This is a genomic window from Bacteroides sp. BFG-637, from assembly GCF_024793605.1.
In the GTDB taxonomy this organism is placed as follows: Bacteria; Bacteroidota; Bacteroidia; order Bacteroidales; family Bacteroidaceae; genus Bacteroides; species Bacteroides vicugnae.
In genome coordinates this window covers 3592750-3609556 of the sequence record NZ_JANUPD010000002.1, presented here as the reverse complement: position 1 = coordinate 3609556, position 16807 = coordinate 3592750, and the positions used below count along the sequence as shown (strand labels likewise).

At 44.0% G+C, this 16807-nt stretch carries 15 protein-coding genes and 1 pseudogene; 7 read left to right on the top strand and 9 right to left on the bottom strand.

The window, feature by feature from the left end:
- Positions 1 to 18: 18 nt before the first annotated feature.
- Together NXX38_RS13870 and NXX38_RS13865 are read right to left on the bottom strand one after the other, a co-directional pair.
- The gene (locus tag NXX38_RS13870) at positions 19 to 282 is read right to left on the bottom strand and encodes a GNAT family N-acetyltransferase (RefSeq protein WP_148364476.1); all 264 of its coding nucleotides are present in this window, start codon (positions 280 to 282) and stop codon (positions 19 to 21) included.
- A gap of 81 nt (positions 283 to 363) precedes the next feature.
- A pseudogene (locus NXX38_RS13865) lies at positions 364 to 1678 on the bottom strand (TIGR01777 family oxidoreductase).
- Between the two features lie 130 nt (positions 1679 to 1808).
- On the opposite strand from NXX38_RS13865, the gene NXX38_RS13860 reads away from it, so the two are divergent.
- Both NXX38_RS13860 and NXX38_RS13855 read left to right on the top strand, forming a co-directional pair.
- Positions 1809 to 2789, top strand: a complete 981-nt coding sequence (locus NXX38_RS13860) for a lytic transglycosylase domain-containing protein (protein ID WP_195649200.1) — start codon at positions 1809 to 1811, stop codon at positions 2787 to 2789.
- 38 nt (positions 2790 to 2827) lie between these two features.
- Positions 2828 to 3697, top strand: a complete 870-nt coding sequence (locus NXX38_RS13855; RefSeq protein WP_074557882.1) for an ion transporter — start codon at positions 2828 to 2830, stop codon at positions 3695 to 3697.
- Between the two features lie 5 nt (positions 3698 to 3702).
- Here the strand turns inward: NXX38_RS13855 and NXX38_RS13850 are convergent, their stop codons facing one another.
- Positions 3703 to 4071: a DUF2809 domain-containing protein gene (locus NXX38_RS13850; protein WP_258979807.1), complete on the bottom strand. Its 369-nt coding sequence runs from the start codon at positions 4069 to 4071 to the stop codon at positions 3703 to 3705.
- Positions 4072 to 4245: 174 nt separating this feature from the next.
- Between NXX38_RS13850 and NXX38_RS13845 the strand changes: the two genes are divergently transcribed.
- On the top strand, positions 4246 to 4914 hold the full coding sequence (locus tag NXX38_RS13845) for an MgtC/SapB family protein (RefSeq protein ID WP_148364473.1): 669 nt from the start codon (positions 4246 to 4248) through the stop codon (positions 4912 to 4914).
- Positions 4915 to 4946: 32 nt separating this feature from the next.
- On the opposite strand, the gene NXX38_RS13840 is transcribed toward NXX38_RS13845, so the two are convergent.
- From NXX38_RS13840 to NXX38_RS13830, 3 genes are all read right to left on the bottom strand, one after another.
- Complete coding sequence (locus NXX38_RS13840; RefSeq protein WP_148364579.1) at positions 4947 to 5723, bottom strand: TIGR03915 family putative DNA repair protein; 777 nt, start codon at positions 5721 to 5723, stop codon at positions 4947 to 4949.
- A gap of 157 nt (positions 5724 to 5880) precedes the next feature.
- Entirely contained in the window at positions 5881 to 7149 is a 1269-nt protein-coding gene (locus NXX38_RS13835) for a putative DNA modification/repair radical SAM protein (protein ID WP_004304808.1), read from the bottom strand.
- A gap of 269 nt (positions 7150 to 7418) precedes the next feature.
- The gene (locus NXX38_RS13830) at positions 7419 to 7595 is read right to left on the bottom strand and encodes a histone H1 (protein ID WP_004301965.1); all 177 of its coding nucleotides are present in this window, start codon (positions 7593 to 7595) and stop codon (positions 7419 to 7421) included.
- A gap of 148 nt (positions 7596 to 7743) precedes the next feature.
- On the opposite strand from NXX38_RS13830, the gene NXX38_RS13825 reads away from it, so the two are divergent.
- The 4 genes from NXX38_RS13825 to NXX38_RS13810 all read left to right on the top strand — a co-directional run bounded on the left by NXX38_RS13825 (position 7744) and on the right by NXX38_RS13810 (position 12950).
- Positions 7744 to 8391: a helix-turn-helix domain-containing protein gene (locus NXX38_RS13825; protein ID WP_148364472.1), complete on the top strand. Its 648-nt coding sequence runs from the start codon at positions 7744 to 7746 to the stop codon at positions 8389 to 8391.
- A 46-nt stretch (positions 8392 to 8437) separates the two neighbouring features.
- Entirely contained in the window at positions 8438 to 9826 is a 1389-nt protein-coding gene (locus NXX38_RS13820; RefSeq protein WP_258979804.1) for a sodium:alanine symporter family protein, read from the top strand.
- Positions 9827 to 9937: 111 nt separating this feature from the next.
- Positions 9938 to 10567 carry a hypothetical protein gene (locus NXX38_RS13815; RefSeq protein WP_148364470.1) on the top strand — a complete coding sequence of 210 codons (630 nt, stop codon included), beginning with the start codon at positions 9938 to 9940 and terminating at the stop codon, positions 10565 to 10567.
- A 247-nt stretch (positions 10568 to 10814) separates the two neighbouring features.
- Positions 10815 to 12950, top strand: coding sequence for a KamA family radical SAM protein (locus tag NXX38_RS13810; RefSeq protein WP_258979802.1), 2136 nt, complete (start codon positions 10815 to 10817; stop codon positions 12948 to 12950).
- 92 nt (positions 12951 to 13042) lie between these two features.
- Here NXX38_RS13810 and NXX38_RS13805 read toward each other — a convergent pair whose 3' ends face one another.
- The 3 genes from NXX38_RS13805 to NXX38_RS13795 form a co-directional block, all read right to left on the bottom strand.
- Entirely contained in the window at positions 13043 to 14356 is a 1314-nt protein-coding gene (locus NXX38_RS13805) for a nucleobase:cation symporter-2 family protein (protein ID WP_148364468.1), read from the bottom strand.
- Positions 14357 to 14428: 72 nt separating this feature from the next.
- Complete coding sequence (locus NXX38_RS13800) at positions 14429 to 15136, bottom strand: DUF5020 family protein (RefSeq protein WP_148364467.1); 708 nt, start codon at positions 15134 to 15136, stop codon at positions 14429 to 14431.
- Positions 15137 to 15209: 73 nt separating this feature from the next.
- Positions 15210 to 16805, bottom strand: coding sequence for a SusD/RagB family nutrient-binding outer membrane lipoprotein (locus NXX38_RS13795; RefSeq protein ID WP_217723154.1), 1596 nt, complete (start codon positions 16803 to 16805; stop codon positions 15210 to 15212).
- Positions 16806 to 16807 lie beyond the last annotated feature (2 nt).

The following is a 16807-nucleotide window of genomic DNA, read 5'->3' as shown; positions in this document are numbered from 1 at the left end:
CGTCATCCGGACAACGGTTTATACCAGTTCCGGATGGCGTTCTAACCATTTCACCGCATACGAGCAGGTTGCTTTCGGTTTCATCCCGTTGGCCAATGCGTAGCCGTAAGCAGCTTTCACCAGTGCAGCAGCTATTCCGCGGCCTTCTACCGGACGGGGTACAATTGTATGGATAATATCAAGAGAATCACCTATCAGGCGATATTCTACAAAGGCGGTGCGACCGTCTACTTCTGTCTTGAACAATTTTTGTTCGGGCTGATGAATAATTTCGTAATCCATAATTTCTGTTACTTTAAAGTTGGCTTATTGTTCGTTGAGTACTCTTGCAAAATAATCTTGGGTTATTAGCAGGGATTGGGATTAGAGTTGGTCAATCCACTTCAACTGACTCGTATCATATCCACGGCGTTCGGCAACGGTGACGAGTTTCTTCTTGATTGCTTCCGGCAGTTGAGGTGTACGGCTTAGTATCCAGAGATATTTATCGGTACTACTACCTACCAAAGCATAGTTATAATTCTCTTCATCCAGCTCCAAGACGTAATAGTCAGAATAGAAGCTAAGGAAGAAAGACACTTTCAGTTTACCCGGCTGTGCGGGATCGGGTATCTTGGCGTGTCCGTTGGCAGTCTTGCAGATGTCGTAAGGAGAATTACGTTTGCATCCCCGGTTCTCTACACGAATCATGCCGTCGGGACGAAGCGTGTAAGTAGCCGTGACGTCTACAAGTCCATGTTCAAAACGGTTCTCGTAACGGGCTATTTCATACCAGAGTCCCATATACCGGTGCAGGTCGAGAGAGGTAACCGTACTGTGATCCGTACCTCTGAAAAGACGTTCGACATTGGAAATGGAGAAATGAAATCCCGCTTCCGTCAGACGCGTAGGGCGGACTCTCTGACCGGCAGTCAGGAAAGAGGCAGCTTCACCATATAAGATTCGGAAAACTTTTTGAGGAACCACAATCGTTGTCCATGCCTGATAAGCCTTTCCCATCGCATGGGTGAAAGCATTTTGCGAGATCTGTTGCGGGGCAACCAAGTTGTATACACCACGTGTTTCTTCGTGAGTGATAAAGAATTCCATTGCACGACAAAGGTCGTGTATCGATATCCATGGAAAAGCTTGCGTACCGGGACCGATGGCGGTGGCTATCTTTGTGGCCTGTAAAGGACGAAGCATCTGCTGCATCGCTCCCCCCGTCCGGAGAAAGCACTACGCCGAAGCGTGTAATAACGAGCCTGGTAGGTTCGGGACAGTGTTTCGCTTCCTTTTCCCACGCATAGCAAAGATCGGACAGAAAGCCTTCTCCACGGGTACGGGTATATTCGTCCACCTCCGCTTCCGAAGGATAATAGCCTACGGCGGAAGCCGAAATCATCAGTTTCGGTTTCGTCTTGACTGCGTTTAAAGCGCGGATAATACGATTGGTTACGACAATACGACTATTGAAAAGCTCCTGTTTATATTCCGGTGTCCAACGCTTATTGATAGGTGCACCTGCCAGATTGATGACAACATCGCAATGGGTCAATGTCTGAATCAAATAACCGGACATACCTTCGCGAAACATCGACCTTCCCAGAGGAATGATCCGGTGTCCGCCCTTTTCTGTGAGATAATTAGAAAGATGTTTACCGATATATCCGGTAGCTCCGGTCATTGCTATATTCATCTTGATTCATTGTTTATTTAACTCTATTAGAAAAACGTATAAAATGCAAGAAAAGTTCTTTGAAAAAGGCAAAATGAGGTTATCTTTGCAAGGTAGACTTAAACATTGAAGCATCCAAAAAGGTTATAAAATGAAAAGACGAATGAAAATCAACTATATTCTTACACTTATATTAGTATTTTGCATCGGTGCTTCCATCCCTGTATTGACAGGCAGCAGCCAAGTGAACGAACAACATTCCGCTAAATCGGAAGTGCCGTATTGTGTTACTCCGCCTACCGTTCCCACACAAGTCACCTTCGACGGGGAAACGATTGATCTCCGGCGCTACGACCGCCGCGAACGGATGGACCGCGAGATGATGGCCTTCACCTATATGCATTCCACCACCATGCTATTGATAAAGCGTGCCAACCGTTACTTCCCCATCGTGGAACCGATACTGAAAGCAAACGGCATTCCTGATGACTTCAAATACCTGATGGTCATCGAAAGCAACCTGAACAACATTGCACGCTCTCCGGCAGGAGCAGCGGGTCTGTGGCAATTTATGCCTGCCACCGGACGGGAATTCGGGCTGGAAGTGAACGATAACGTAGACGAGCGTTACCATATTGAAAAAGCAACCGTTGCCGCCTGCAAATACTTCAAACAAGCGTATGCCAAATATGGCGACTGGATGGCTGTCTCCGCTGCCTATAACGCCGGACAGGGACGTATCTCCTCCCAACTCGAAAAGCAGTTGGCAAATCATGCCATGGACTTATGGCTGGTAGAGGAAACTTCCCGCTATATGTTTCGCCTGCTGGCAGCCAAAGAGATATTCAATAACCCGCAACGTTACGGATTCCTCTTGAAACGGGAACATCTGTATCCGCCTATTCCTTATAAAGAGGTAACCGTCAACACTTCTATCGACGATCTGAACGACTACGCAAAGTCACAGGGAATCACCTATGCCCAACTCCGCGATGCCAATCCCTGGCTGCGCGACACTTCATTGAAAAACAAGACCGGAAAGACATACATTCTCTATATTCCTACACAAGAGGGAATGTATTACAACCCGCAAAAAACCGTTGCCTATAATAAACAGTGGGTCATCGACTAAAAAGGCTTTTTCTTTAATTCCGGCCAAACACTATTGATATGAAACTGAAAGAAAGAATCCATCTTTTTTTGCATGACGAGAAACTGAAACGAAAGTTGTACGTCATCATCTTCGAATCGGACACCCCTGCCGGGAAATTGTTCGACGTGATTCTTATCGGCTGTATTCTGGTCAGCGTATTGCTCGTTATCATCGAAAGCCTGAAAGGACTTCCCACCTATCTGACGACTCCGTTCGTCATTATGGAGTTCCTTTTCACCGGCTTTTTTACTTTCGAATATCTGACGAGGATTTACTGTTCACCCCGTCCCCGGAAATACATATTCAGCTTTTTCGGTATCGTAGACCTATTGGCCACGCTGCCTCTTTACATCGGTCTGCTTTTTCCGGGCGCCCGCTATCTACTCATCATCCGCGCCTTCCGCCTGATACGTGTGTTCCGCGTCTTCAAGCTTTTCAACTTTCTGAATGAGGGGGAACGGCTGCTCACTGCCTTGCGTGAAAGTAGTAAGAAGATTGCAGTGTTCTTCTTGTTTGTCGTCATTCTGGTGACTTCCATCGGAACGCTAATGTATATGATTGAAGGAACGCAACCCAACTCCCAGTTCAACAATATCCCGAACAGCATCTATTGGGCTATCGTCACCATGACTACCGTAGGTTATGGAGATATTACTCCCGCCACCGGCCTCGGAAAATTCCTTTCCGCCTGTGTCATGCTGATCGGTTACACGATTATCGCTGTACCCACAGGTATCGTATCTGCCTCCATGATGAAAGAGTATAAACGCAGGAGAGACAAAGAATGTCCCAACTGCCATCGCTCCGGACACGAAGATAATGCAGAGTTTTGCAAATATTGCGGCCACAGCCTGGACCCATCCGAAACCAAAGCGGAAGAGAAATAAGTCCTCTATGATCTACGCCGGACGAAATGCTCGAATAAGACAATGAAAACGCATCCCACAGCATAGCAGGCAATATCTCCCCAATCGAACGTAGAACCCAGCACAATTCGGGCTACACGGTTCGTAACGCCCAATGTTTCCACCAGTTGGAAGTATTGCAACACTTCTACGAAACAGGCAAAAAGAAAGACATAAAACGGTATCCGCGGAATCCCCGTCGGTAGAAAGATACGTACAAAGCTATATACCAGCACTACAACCAGCATATCTCCGACATAGGGACGTATGAAACGGTCGCGCACATACAAAGCTATCAACACCTCAATACAGAAGATCACCAGAAAGCTGATTATATAAAAAATTCTTTTCTTCATTATTTGCTCGGTCGCGGGATTAAACATTTATTTGAATCTGCGAATATACGATAAAATGAATTGGATACGTTCAAATATTGCTAAATGATTGATACAAAAAGGGGAAATAATTGTATATTTATAGTCCTAAGCATTTTTCCACAAACAATAAAAAACAGAAAGGAGATTGAACACATGATGTTGAATATGGATTTTGTAATCCGTTTATTGGTTGCCGGAATACTGGGAGCCATCATCGGACTGGATCGTGAATACCGTGCCAAAGAAGCCGGATACCGCACTCATTTTCTCGTGTCGCTAGGTAGTGCTTTGATTATGATCGTTTCCCAATACGGATTTCAGGAAATTATAAAAGAAAGTAGTGTCACACTTGATCCCAGTCGGGTGGCGGCACAGGTTGTCAGCGGTATCGGGTTTATCGGTGCAGGAACCATCATCTTTCAAAAACAGATTGTACGCGGACTGACTACCGCCGCAGGGATCTGGGCAACAGCAGGTATCGGCCTGGCGGTAGGTGCAGGAATGTACACCATCAGCATTGCCGCCACGATATTGACCCTCGTCGGACTGGAACTACTTAGCTATCTATTTAAAAGCATCGGAATGAAAAGCTCAATGGTTTCTTTCTCAACTCCCAACAAAGACATACTGAAACAGATAGCGGACAGATTCAACTCTAAAGACTACCTGATAGTCTCTTACGAGATGGAAACGCTACACACGGGCGAAACAGAATCTTATCAGGTTACCATGGTTATCAAGTCGAAACGAAATAATGATGAAGGGCATCTGCTTTCGCTGATACAGGAATTTCCGGATGTAACGGTGCAGCGAATTGAATAGTCAGACTTTCGCTCCTCTCCCAAAATGGAAATCTACTTCTGCTTTTCCGTCAAATACTTCCAATAACGTACAGGCATATCCTGCCTGTGCTTTCTCGGATTCATGCGTTCTTTGATACAAATGGCCTTGAAATATGTCTTCCAAAGTTGTTGGAAAAGCTTCTCATCCTTGTCCATCAGGCTTTCGTCCAGCATCCCCGTAATCAAATGGGATTCACGGCTGTCATCATCAAACGAGATAGTCGTCACCTCCTGCAAATCATAATAAAATCCGTAACGGCGTTTCATGTCGTAAATAATCCACTTCTGATCGGCAAAACGATCTTTGAAATGGTGAACGGTCAGCGGGAGCGCATTATACTGCGGTTCGAAAGCGGCAAAGAATGTACCGTCGGCAGCTTTCTGAAAACGGACAAACTGCATCAGGTGCACACGTTCGCCATCCACTTTTTTCCATATTTGCGCTAATTGCAAAACATCCGGATCACCAAAGTTGGTTTCAATAGAGCGGGGTGCATCAATTGCTTTACGGATATATCGAAAAATAAGTATTCCTATTTCCGGAAGTTCCGACAGCCAACTTTGCGTGAGGCAACCCAAAGCAGAAGAGGAAACTTTCTTCTGCAATCCCCGCCACACACGCCCGGCCTTTTCTTCATCGGTCACTACCGTATGCAGCTCATCACAAAATAAAGGCAAAGCATCTCCTTCCGACAGCAAAGCATCGGGAAAGGTCTTGCGGAAATAGGCGTCGAATACGGCCGTCAGCAGCCCATCAAAGGTTTTATCATAAATATAAACACTAAACATATTTACTATTAGACAATTCACAATTTACTATTTAAGTTACTATTAGACGATCTACGCTTGGTATCACTTTTGAAATCATTAACGTCCGATGCATACATGATATTTTACAATGCTAACTTAAATAGTAAATAGTAAATCGTCTAATAGTAAATTATTCTTATTCGCCAAAATCAAGCAACAACTGCCGCTCATCCACTTTCTTTTTCGGTTTCGGCAACAACAGACTGCGTACCCGTTGCGGAGAAAGTTCGTTCACCGTCTGCATCTGGAGAGGCAGTTCTTTGCAAGTGATGAAATATTGCGCTTTCTTCATTACTACTCCTATCTTCTTCAGTTCATAAAATCCCAGCCGCGAAAAACGACGGGAAGCAACAATTAGTTTCGCAGACTTCACCCCTACTCCCGGCACACGGAGCAACATTTCGTAGTCCGCCTTATTGATGTCGACAGGGAACTGTTCGGGATGGCGCAAAGCCCACGAGAGTTTCGGGTCTATCTCGAGATCGAGATCCGGATAGGAATCATCCACAATCTCATCTACCTTGAATTGATAAAAACGCAATAACCAGTCAGCCTGATAGAGGCGGTTTTCACGTACTAAAGGCGGCTGTTTCAATGCCGGAAGGCGCTTATCATACGTATTCACAGAGACGTAGCCCGAATAATAGACACGTTTCATGGTAGGGCGCCCGTAAAGTGCCGACGAAAGAAAAAGAATATCTTTATCTGATTCGGAGGTAGCTCCCACAATCACTTGGGTACTTTGTCCTGCAGGTGCGAAACGGGGTGCGTGGCGAAACTTCTGCCGTTCTTCTTTGCTCTCCAACACGCCTTGTTGAATGTATTTCATCGGAGCAAATACGCTTTTGTGATCCTTCTCCGGCGCCAGAAGTTTCAGGTTTTCTTCTTTGGGAATTTCGACGTTGACACTAAGGCGATCGGCATACAACCCGGCTTCATTCACCAATTCGCGACTGGCTCCGGGAATACTCTTGAGATGGATATAACCGTTAAAACGGTACACTTGCCGCAAATCTTTGGCTACACGCACAAGTCTCTCCATTGTATAGTCCGGATTACGGACCACTCCGGAGCTAAGAAACAGCCCTTCGATATAGTTACGACGGTAGAATTCCATCGTCAGCTCCACCAATTCCGAAACGGAAAAGGTAGCGCGGGGAAGATCGTTGCTACGACGGTTGACGCAATAGGCACAATCGTAAATGCAATAATTGGTAAGCATGATTTTCAATAGCGAGATACATCGACCGTCCTCGGCAAAACTGTGGCATATCCCCCATCCTCCCACAGTGTTTCCCAGCGTTCCCGGCTTATTGGAACGCACCGTACCACTGGAAGAACAGGAAACATCGTACTTGGCAGATTCTGCAAGTATCTTCAGTTTAGCTAAGACGTTTTCGTTCATCATTCCCGATCTTGATTCTTTTCGCAAATATACGATTTAATTTGAGATAGATATTCAATATGAATCAATACTATATTAAAACCTTATCAGTCGTTTCTTCACGAGTCATGCAATGAATTGCTACATACAAAGATACCCCTTTCTACTTAAACAATTGTCACTATCTGTACTAAAACAATTAAAACTCATTCCACATTAAACCAAAAAGAGGGCATATCGCTTCACGATATGCCCTCTCTTTTTCTGATATCTTAGTAGTCTTCTAACTATTATTTCTTAGAAGCTTCCAAAGATGCTTTACGGAATTCTTTCATTGCTTTTTCGATTTCCAAAGAAGCCTTACGAGCACGAGTTCCTGCTGCTTTGTTACCGTTTTCGATCTGTGCGTTAGCATCTTTTGAGAAGTCAGCATAAAGAGCTGCTACCTTTTCTACCAATTCTTTCATAATCCTTTTATTTTTTTCGTTAATAATGTGCCGCAAAAAATACACTGTTTCCCGAAATAAAAGCATAAAATCAATATTTTTTTTGAAATAATCTTCGAAAAATATCTAAAAAAAGGACTTTTTATCAATTTTACCTACCTTTGCAGCCATGAAACCGCTTACTGATACCGATTATATACATGCACTGATTGCTGAAGGAGAGCACCAGCAACAGGATTTTAAATTCGAAATTTCCGACGCACGCAAAATTGCCAAAACACTTTCGGCTTTTGCCAACACGGACGGAGGACGATTACTTATTGGCGTTAAAGACAATGGTAAAATTGCAGGAGTACGCTCCGAAGAAGAAAAATATATGATTGAAGCCGCAGCACAACTTTATTGCGTGCCGGAAGTGGAATATTCTCTGCAAACATACATTGTGGAAGGACGGCAAGTGTTAGTGGCAACCATCGAAGAGACTCCACATAAACCGGTTTATGCCAAGGACGAAACCGGAAAGCCCCTAGCCTATCTCCGCATCAAGGACGAAAATATTCTGGCAACTCCCATACATCTCCGCGTATGGCAACAGAGCGATAGTCCCCGTGGAGAACTCATCCGCTACACCGAACGTGAACAGCTCCTGCTCGACCAACTGGAACACGGAACTTTACTCTCACTCAACCGTTACTGTCGCCAAACCGGACTTTCACGACGTGCCGCTGAACATCTGCTCGCCAAATTTGTTCGTTATGACATTGTGGAACCTGTATTCGAAAATCATAAATTCTACTTCCGAATAAAAGACGAATAACCACAAACAACCCCAATACTTAATACTTTATACTTAATACTTAACTATGACTTTTATCAACGAGATTAACGACATACTTTGGACGTATATTCTAATTATCATGTTATTAGGATGTGCAGTCTGGTTCAGCATACGGACACGTTTTGTGCAATTTCGTATGATCCGGGAAATGATCGTGCTGTTAAGCGAATCCGCCGGCAAAGGAAAACAGGGAGAGAAACATGTATCTTCTTTTCAGGCATTCGCTATTTCCATCGCCAGTCGCGTGGGTACGGGGAATCTTGCGGGAGTGGCTACTGCCATTGCCATCGGAGGTCCCGGAGCTATTTTCTGGATGTGGGTCATCGCACTGTTAGGGGCTTCGAGTGCTTTCATTGAGTCTACTTTGGGACAATTATACAAAATACGCGGAAAGGATTCATTCATTGGAGGACCTGCTTATTATATGAAAAAAGGGTTGAAACAACCGTGGATGGGAATGCTTTTTGCCATATTAATAAGCATTACTTTCGGGTTTGCTTTCAATTCTGTACAGAGTAATACGATCTGTGCCGCCGCAGAGCATGCCTTTGGGTTCAATCATATTATATTGGGAGGTGTGCTGACTTTGCTGACATTGCTTATCATCTTTGGAGGTATTCAACGCATTGCCCGCGTCAGTAGTATTATCGTGCCTGTTATGGCATTGGGATATGTAGGGCTGGCACTGGTTATTGTCGTACTCAATATCACTCATTTACCGGGTATTATCGCACTGATTGTCAGCCATGCTTTCGGTTGGGAGCAGGCATTGGCAGGAGGAGTTGGTATGGCATTAATGCAAGGTATCAAGAGAGGACTTTTCAGTAATGAGGCCGGTATGGGTTCGGCTCCGAATGCGGCTGCTACGGCTCATGTCAGCCATCCCATAAAACAAGGGTTGATACAGACTTTGGCGGTATTTACAGATACATTATTGATATGTACTTGTACGGCTTTTATCATCCTCTTTAGTGGTGCTCCTTTGGATGGTTCGGCTAATGGAGTGCAGCTGACTCAACAGGCGTTGACAAACGAAATCGGTTCTTCCGGCAGTATCTTCGTTGCCATTGCTCTTTTCTTTTTTGCTTTCAGCAGTATTCTGGGAAATTATTATTACGGTGAGGCTAATATCCGCTTTATCACTCACCGGAAGTGGGTACTTCATGGTTACAGGATATTGGTGGGTGGTATGGTGCTCTTCGGTTCACTTGCCACATTGGATATGGTATGGAGCCTGGCAGATGTCACGATGGCGTTAATGGCTATCTGCAATCTGATCGCTATCCTTTTCCTCGGAAAATATGCTATCCGTCTGTTAAATGATTACCGGGCGCAAAAGAAAGTTGGCATCCAAAGCCCTGTTTTTAAGAAAGAGACAATGCCGGACATCGAAAAGGACTTGGAATGTTGGTGAAAACCAACTGTTTTTGTACCTTTGCACGCAAATTGACAAATGGTAGTTATGTTATATACCTCCCACACGCTCAAATAGTAAATTGTAAATAATAAAATTGTAGAGATAACAATGGGCTTATTTGGTTTATTCAAGAAAAAATCCGATGAAACGAAAGTCGGCAATGTAGAAGATTTCATATCACTGACCCGGGTATATTTCCAGTCAGTTATCGCCACAAACCTCGGTATCACTAATATCCGCTTCTTGCCGGACGTAGCTAACTTCAAACGTTTGTTTAAAGTTCCTACTCAAAACGGTAAACTGGGATTGGCCGAAAAGTCTGCTGCACGCAAAATGCTGATGCAGGATTATGGGTTGAACGAGAACTTCTTTAAGGAAATCGACTCTTCCGTGAAACGGAACTGCCGCACTCAAAATGATATTCAATCTTATTTGTTCATGTATCAGGGATTTTCCAATGATCTGATGATGTTGATGGGAAATCTGATGCAGTGGAAGTTCCGTATGCCGTCGATCTTCAAGAAGGCTTTGTATGGTATGACACAGAAAACGGTACATGATGTTTGTACCAAGACCGTGTGGAAAGCTGATGATGTGCACAAAACAGCTGCGGCTGTCCGCCAATACAAAGAGCGTTTGGGATATTCGGAACAGTGGATGACGGATTATGTGTATAATATTGTTCTCCTTGCCAAGAAGGAACCAAAAAGGAAGAATGATGACACGGAAACGAAATAACAAGTCGCTTTAAATGTTAGAAAAGCGTAAAGATTAATAGGATAGAAAAAGCGGGGGTTTTATACCTCCGCTTTTTTTGTTATCTTTATGTACTTTTTTCTTTTGTCTTGATACAAAAGAAAAAGTACCAAAAAGAAAAAAATCAAGGCTGCGCCTGCCCGGTTACTTGATGCCATGCAGACGAGGCCGAAGGGACCGTGCGGCGTGAATAATGTATGATAATAATTTTTAAATAGAGAGATTGCTTATGAAACAAAAGAAAATGCTTACACTTACTTTTTCACAGTTGAAACAAATCTATAATCAAGAAATTCCGGAGGTGGTGGAGATGGCTGATAAGAGCTCTTCTGTGGAAGAGTTCAAGGCTGGGATACTGCGGTTTTTGGAAGCTTGCGGGATAGAAAATGAGGCTGCGGAGGAGGCGAGGGAGCAAATTCGACTCTTACTCCATTATGATGGGCAGAATGTCCATGAACTGTCTACAGGACAGGATATGCCAGTACAGACTATCAGGCTACTTTATGAGTTTCTGACGGGGACGTTGGAAAATATGGAGATGCCGACGGATTTGTTTATTGAAATTTTCCAGATGTTTAAACGGTTAAAGGGAGAGGTTGTGCCTTTGCCATCGCCGCAACGTATCAAAAGTCGGAATGACCGGTGGGAAACGGGATTGGATGAAGAGGTATGTGAGATGCGTGATGAGAATAAGGAAAGGATGTTGCACTTGCTGATTCAGAAGATTGAGAACAGGAAATCGAAGCCTTCGGTGCGTTTTCATTTTGAGGAGGGAATGAGTTATGAAGAAAAGTACAGGTTGGTAAGTGAGTGGTGGAATGATTTCCGCTTTCATTTGGCGATGGCTGTGAAAAGTCCGAGTGAGTTGAATCGGTTCTTGGGAAATTCACTTTCTTCAGAGACTATGTATTTGCTTTATCGTGCCCGGAAGAAAGGAATGCCGTTTTTTGCGACTCCTTATTATTTATCATTACTTAATGTAACGGGATATGGGTATAATGACGAGGCTATCCGGAGTTATATTCTGTATTCTCCACGTTTGGTGGAGACGTATGGAAATATTCGTGCGTGGGAAAAGGAGGATATTGTAGAGGCCGGGAAGCCTAATGCTGCGGGATGGCTTTTGCCGGACGGACATAATATTCATCGTCGGTATCCGGAGGTAGCTATCCTCATTCCTGATACTATGGGACGGGCTTGCGGAGGACTTTGTGCTTCTTGTCAACGTATGTATGATTTCCAGAGCGAGCGGTTGAATTTCGAGTTTGAGTCTTTACGCCCGAAAGAGTCATGGGATCGTAAGTTGCGCCGGTTGATGACTTATTTTGAAGAGGATACGCAGTTGCGGGATATTCTGATTACAGGGGGCGATGCGCTGATGAGTCAGAATAAAACACTTCAGAACATTCTGGATGCGGTGTACCGGATGGCGGCACGCAAACAAAGGGCGAATCTTGAACGTAAGGATGGAGAGAAATATGCGGAATTGCAACGGGTACGGTTGGGGTCACGCCTGTTGGCTTACTTGCCGATGCGTATCAACGACGGACTGATTGATATTCTGCGAGAATTCAAGGAGAAGGCATCGGCCATCGGTGTGAAACAGTTTATTATTCAGACTCATTTCCAGACACCGTTGGAGGTTACTCCTGAAGCTAAAGAAGCGATTCGGAAGATTCTTTCTGCAGGATGGATTATTACAAACCAACTAGTATATACAGTAGCTGCTTCACGTCGAGGGCATACGACCCGGCTTCGCCAGGTGCTCAATTCATTGGGGGTGGTGTGTTATTACACTTTCTCGGTAAAGGGATTCAATGAGAATTATGCGGTATTTGCACCCAACAGTCGTTCGATGCAGGAACAACAGGAGGAAAAGATTTATGGCTGGATGACACAGGAACAGGAAGAGGAATTATATAAGATATTAGAAACGAAAGTCGGAGCGGAAAAGGAGCCCAAAGAAGATGTTGCCAAGCAATTAAGACGCTTCATGAGAAAACATCATTTGCCTTTCCTTGCTACAGATCGCAGTGTACTGAATTTACCGGCTATCGGTAAGAGCATGACTTTCCAGTTGGTGGGACTAACAGAAGAAGGAAAACGAATTCTACGCTTCGAACATGACGGCACTCGTCATCATAGCCCGATTATCGATCAGATGGGGCAGATTTATATCGTAGAGAATAAATCGCTAGCTGCTTACCTGCGCCAGTTAGCCAAGATGGGAGAAGATCCGGAAGACTATGCTTCTATCTGGAATTATACGAAAGGAGAAACCGAACCTCGTTTCAGCCTTTACGAGTATCCTGATTTCCCTTTCCGTACAACAGATAGAATGAGTAATTTAAGTATTAAGGAATAAGAAATAAGTATTAAGTATTAATCGACAAATATCAAGCGTAAACCAGCTGCTTCGGTGGTAATACTTAATACCTAATACTTAATACTTATTTTTCATTCTTTTACCCGTATTACTATATTTGCAATAATTGCAGTTAAGCCTCCGGTGGTGATTCCTGAAGAGAAGATACTTCGAATTGCTTCCGGAGCTTGTTGTAATACATCCGGCATTAATTCTACACCCAAGCCTAAAGAAAGGCTGACTGCTAATACTAAAGTCTCTTTACGTCCTATTTCTTGTGAGGAGACAATACGGATTCCTGCAGCGGCTACTGTACCGAACATCAATAAAGTGGCACCGCCTAATACAGGATCGGGCATTAAAGAAAATACGGCACCGACGATGGGGAATAAACCTAAAAGAACGAGCATTGCTGCAATATAATAGCCGACATAGCGGCTGGCTACTCCGGTCAGTTGAATAATACCGTTGTTTTGTGCAAAGATGGAGTTTGGAAAAGAGTTGAATACACCGGCGAGAAAGGAGTTGAATCCATCCGCCATTACTCCACCGGAAACTCGTTTCAAATAGGAATCTCCTTCAATGGGAAGTCCGGAAATCATAGAGTTGGCAGTTACATCACCTGTTGCTTCGATGGCTGTGATTAGATAAACCAAGCCAATGGCTATGAAAGAAGATACATTGAAATCAACACCGTATTTGAAAGGTTGGGGAATATTAAAGCTCATCAGCATTTCCATATTTAACGAACTCATATCCACTTTTCCTAAGACAAATGCCAAGGCATAACCAAGACAAAGTCCGAGCACAATGGAACTCATACGCAGGTATTTATTCCGGCAACGGTTAAAAAACAAGACGCTAAGCAGCACCAGTGCTGCAATGGACAGATTTTCCCAAGTAGCAAATGTACCGTTATCCATAGCCGCATATCCGCCTCCGCAAGATACAATACCGACCTTTATCAGGCTTAATCCGATCAATAGTACAACAATACCGGATACCAACGGAGTAATGATATTGCGCAGATACTTGAATGTGCGGCTGACAATCATCTCGATAGGTGCGGCAGCCATACAGGAACCGAATATCAAGGGCAAACCACCCACCAATCCGGTGGCGATGATAGGGCCGATAAAAGAAAAACTGGTTCCCTGAATGCAGAGTAACTTTGCTCCTATCGCACCCAAACGACGGCATTGTATGAAAGTAGATACTCCCGAAGCAAAAAGAGACATGGAAACCAGAAAGCTTGTCTTTTCCACATCCAGTTTCAAGGCACTCGCGATGATTAGCGGAGGTGTAATAATTGCTACGAAAATAGCCAAGAGATGTTGTAAAGCCGCAAACAGGGCGTCTTTAAAGGGGGGACGGTCTTCTACGCCGTAGATTAAATCAGTTTTCATTTAACAGGTGTTCTATATATTTTTAACTTCCGCAGAGGGATAGACAGAGATTCTTCCGGAATTTGGATTTTCTTAGTTCAGTGTCCATTTGAGGGCGAGTGTCGGGATAACATAAAAGCCATCACGACCGCCAAAGTTATTACTCAATTCGACTTCGGAGCCAACACTAAGATTGAATTTTTTATTTACTCCTTTGATTTTGTTCAGGTTCACCCAGAATTGTGGTTCGGAGAGGAAGATAGTCTTTCCGTAGTTGGTTTCTTCACGCCACCAGTCGGCAAAGCCGGAGAAAGTGAGCAGATTGCGGCAGAAATTTACGTACCACGTACCTGTCAGCTGGAAGTTGTTGGGCGATTGGTGTTTCTGAATATACTTATACATAGCAGTCAGCGTGAAGCCTTTGGAAAAGGAAGCATTATTAAAAGTGTAGGTAGCTCCTGCCAGATAAGCATTTTTATAAGACATGCCTTTTGATAATCCACCGTTATATTCAAGATGTGCAGAAAAAGGACCTTTCCAGAATTTCAGTTCACGCGCTATTTCCCAATAAGCGGAAGCGACACCTTCGGAAGTGTAATCCATATCGACAAAGAAATAAGTGCTTCCCCAAGTATCAGGCTGAAACTTCTCCACTGTGGAGGTGAGCAGCGGGCGACCTTGCAAATCTTTATCATACAAAGAACGTCCGAAATCATAATGTAGCTGAATGTTTTGCGCCTGCAATCCCGGTACGGCAGAGAGCAACATACAGAGGAAAAGAGCAGAGATAATTTGTTTCATAAGTAAATGTGTTTAAATGAAGATGCAAAAATAGTTAAAGCTACACATATAAACACATTACTTCTGTCTTTTTTTATTCCAGGTTATTATTTCCCGTATCCCACCAGAGTCTTGTACCTCCATGGTCATCTCCGCCTAAAGCCTCGACAAGAGCAGAATATTGCTCCGAGTCTTCTGTCTGCAATGTACCTGGGAAATTAAGACGGCGCACCATGATCTCCGTGTCGATGCATCCGCTCCTACTATGATTGAATCGAACGGGAAATAAACGGGGATATCCCGTCCGTCTTTGTTCGGTCCAGGCTTCGCAACCTTCCGGGAACATGGCAATCCATTTCTGCGTGATAATCTTCTCCAGTTTGGTCTCCTTATCATCCTGCGGATTCCATTTGGGAGTGACTTTACAACGGGCCTCTATATTATTTTCTTCATCATAAGTGTCTATAAAGTCGGAAGCTGTCAGCTCACTTTTCAGGTAATCCTCCACCCCATAAATTCCCCATTGATGAAAAGAGGTAGTTACACCGTTCCGGTAACAAGCTTCTTCATCTTCATCCGTCCATCCGCGCAAAGCAGCTTCGGCACGCAGAAACCAGACTTCCGAAGCAGTCATCAGAGGTGTATCGGTATCCTGCTTGACAAACAGCTTTGACAATCCCGAATAATGACTATGAGCAAAGCAGGTTCCCTGGCGAATTCCACGATACTGTCCTTTAAGGGCCTCATCCATACAGGGTTCAAAATAAATTTCCAAACGGGGATCGTTATATCCGGTCAAAATTGATTCCATGTTAGCACTCATGTAAGTTTCATTCCACACACGGTTAAGTTCTCCCAATGGATTGGTATACCCGGATTTGGTAGAAACAAACACTCCTCCTGTTTCCGCTTCAAAGAAGCCGTAACCGTTTTCCTTTATTTTCTGTATTTCAGCATGCGCTTTATCTGGAGCAACAGAAGCAAGGCGCATTGCCAGACGCAGACGCAGGGAATTGGCAAACTTTACCCAGGAAGGATATTTCCCGTCCAACAAAATATCAAAACGTGCAAATCCATTGGATTCCGGTTTCTCATCTATATAGTTGGTGAGAGCAACTACAGCAGAATCGAGTTCATTGAAAAACTCATAATAGACATCCTCTTGTTTATCCGGACGGTAATGTTTTTCGGCATTAGCAAAATTTTTATAAATGATAGGACCATAATAATCCGTCACACGGTGCATCGCTTCCACCTTTAATATTTTCGTTATCCCGAACAGAGCAGGATGTGTATTTCGGGTAGCATTCTCCGACTGATATATCTGTGGGAAAATATAAGAATACATGTGTGTCCACATGGCGCTATTCCAGCCGTCCTGCATATTATAATCGGAGTTATGCGAGCCCCCGTTCAGCGGTTTGCCGTCATGCATATACCCACTGAACATATCCGCGTTCAGATTCTGTATCAGCTGGAAAGGCCAGTTCTTTCCTTTTCCGTAATCGTAATTAAAATAAATACCTTGCTGAATAATTCCCAAACGGATTCCATAGCCATTGTCATCAATAATCAAGTCATCATCCGTGATACCGGACAAATCGGTATTGTAATCACGGAAGTTACCGGTACAAGCTACGGAAAACAGCAATAACCCCAACAAATATAGATATACAGATTTTCTCTTCATTT

Coding starts and splice junctions, on each gene's coding strand:
- NXX38_RS13870 (WP_148364476.1), bottom strand. CDS start 282: ATGGATTACGAAATTATTCATCAGCCCGAACAAAAATTGTTCAAGACA.
- NXX38_RS13860 (WP_195649200.1), top strand. CDS start 1,809: ATGAAAAGACGAATGAAAATCAACTATATTCTTACACTTATATTAGTA.
- NXX38_RS13855 (WP_074557882.1), top strand. CDS start 2,828: ATGAAACTGAAAGAAAGAATCCATCTTTTTTTGCATGACGAGAAACTG.
- NXX38_RS13850 (WP_258979807.1), bottom strand. CDS start 4,071: ATGAAGAAAAGAATTTTTTATATAATCAGCTTTCTGGTGATCTTCTGT.
- NXX38_RS13845 (WP_148364473.1), top strand. CDS start 4,246: ATGATGTTGAATATGGATTTTGTAATCCGTTTATTGGTTGCCGGAATA.
- NXX38_RS13840 (WP_148364579.1), bottom strand. CDS start 5,723: ATGTTTAGTGTTTATATTTATGATAAAACCTTTGATGGGCTGCTGACG.
- NXX38_RS13835 (WP_004304808.1), bottom strand. CDS start 7,149: ATGAACGAAAACGTCTTAGCTAAACTGAAGATACTTGCAGAATCTGCC.
- NXX38_RS13830 (WP_004301965.1), bottom strand. CDS start 7,595: ATGAAAGAATTGGTAGAAAAGGTAGCAGCTCTTTATGCTGACTTCTCA.
- NXX38_RS13825 (WP_148364472.1), top strand. CDS start 7,744: ATGAAACCGCTTACTGATACCGATTATATACATGCACTGATTGCTGAA.
- NXX38_RS13820 (WP_258979804.1), top strand. CDS start 8,438: ATGACTTTTATCAACGAGATTAACGACATACTTTGGACGTATATTCTA.
- NXX38_RS13815 (WP_148364470.1), top strand. CDS start 9,938: ATGGGCTTATTTGGTTTATTCAAGAAAAAATCCGATGAAACGAAAGTC.
- NXX38_RS13810 (WP_258979802.1), top strand. CDS start 10,815: ATGAAACAAAAGAAAATGCTTACACTTACTTTTTCACAGTTGAAACAA.
- NXX38_RS13805 (WP_148364468.1), bottom strand. CDS start 14,356: ATGAAAACTGATTTAATCTACGGCGTAGAAGACCGTCCCCCCTTTAAA.
- NXX38_RS13800 (WP_148364467.1), bottom strand. CDS start 15,136: ATGAAACAAATTATCTCTGCTCTTTTCCTCTGTATGTTGCTCTCTGCC.
- NXX38_RS13795 (WP_217723154.1), bottom strand. CDS start 16,805: ATGAAGAGAAAATCTGTATATCTATATTTGTTGGGGTTATTGCTGTTT.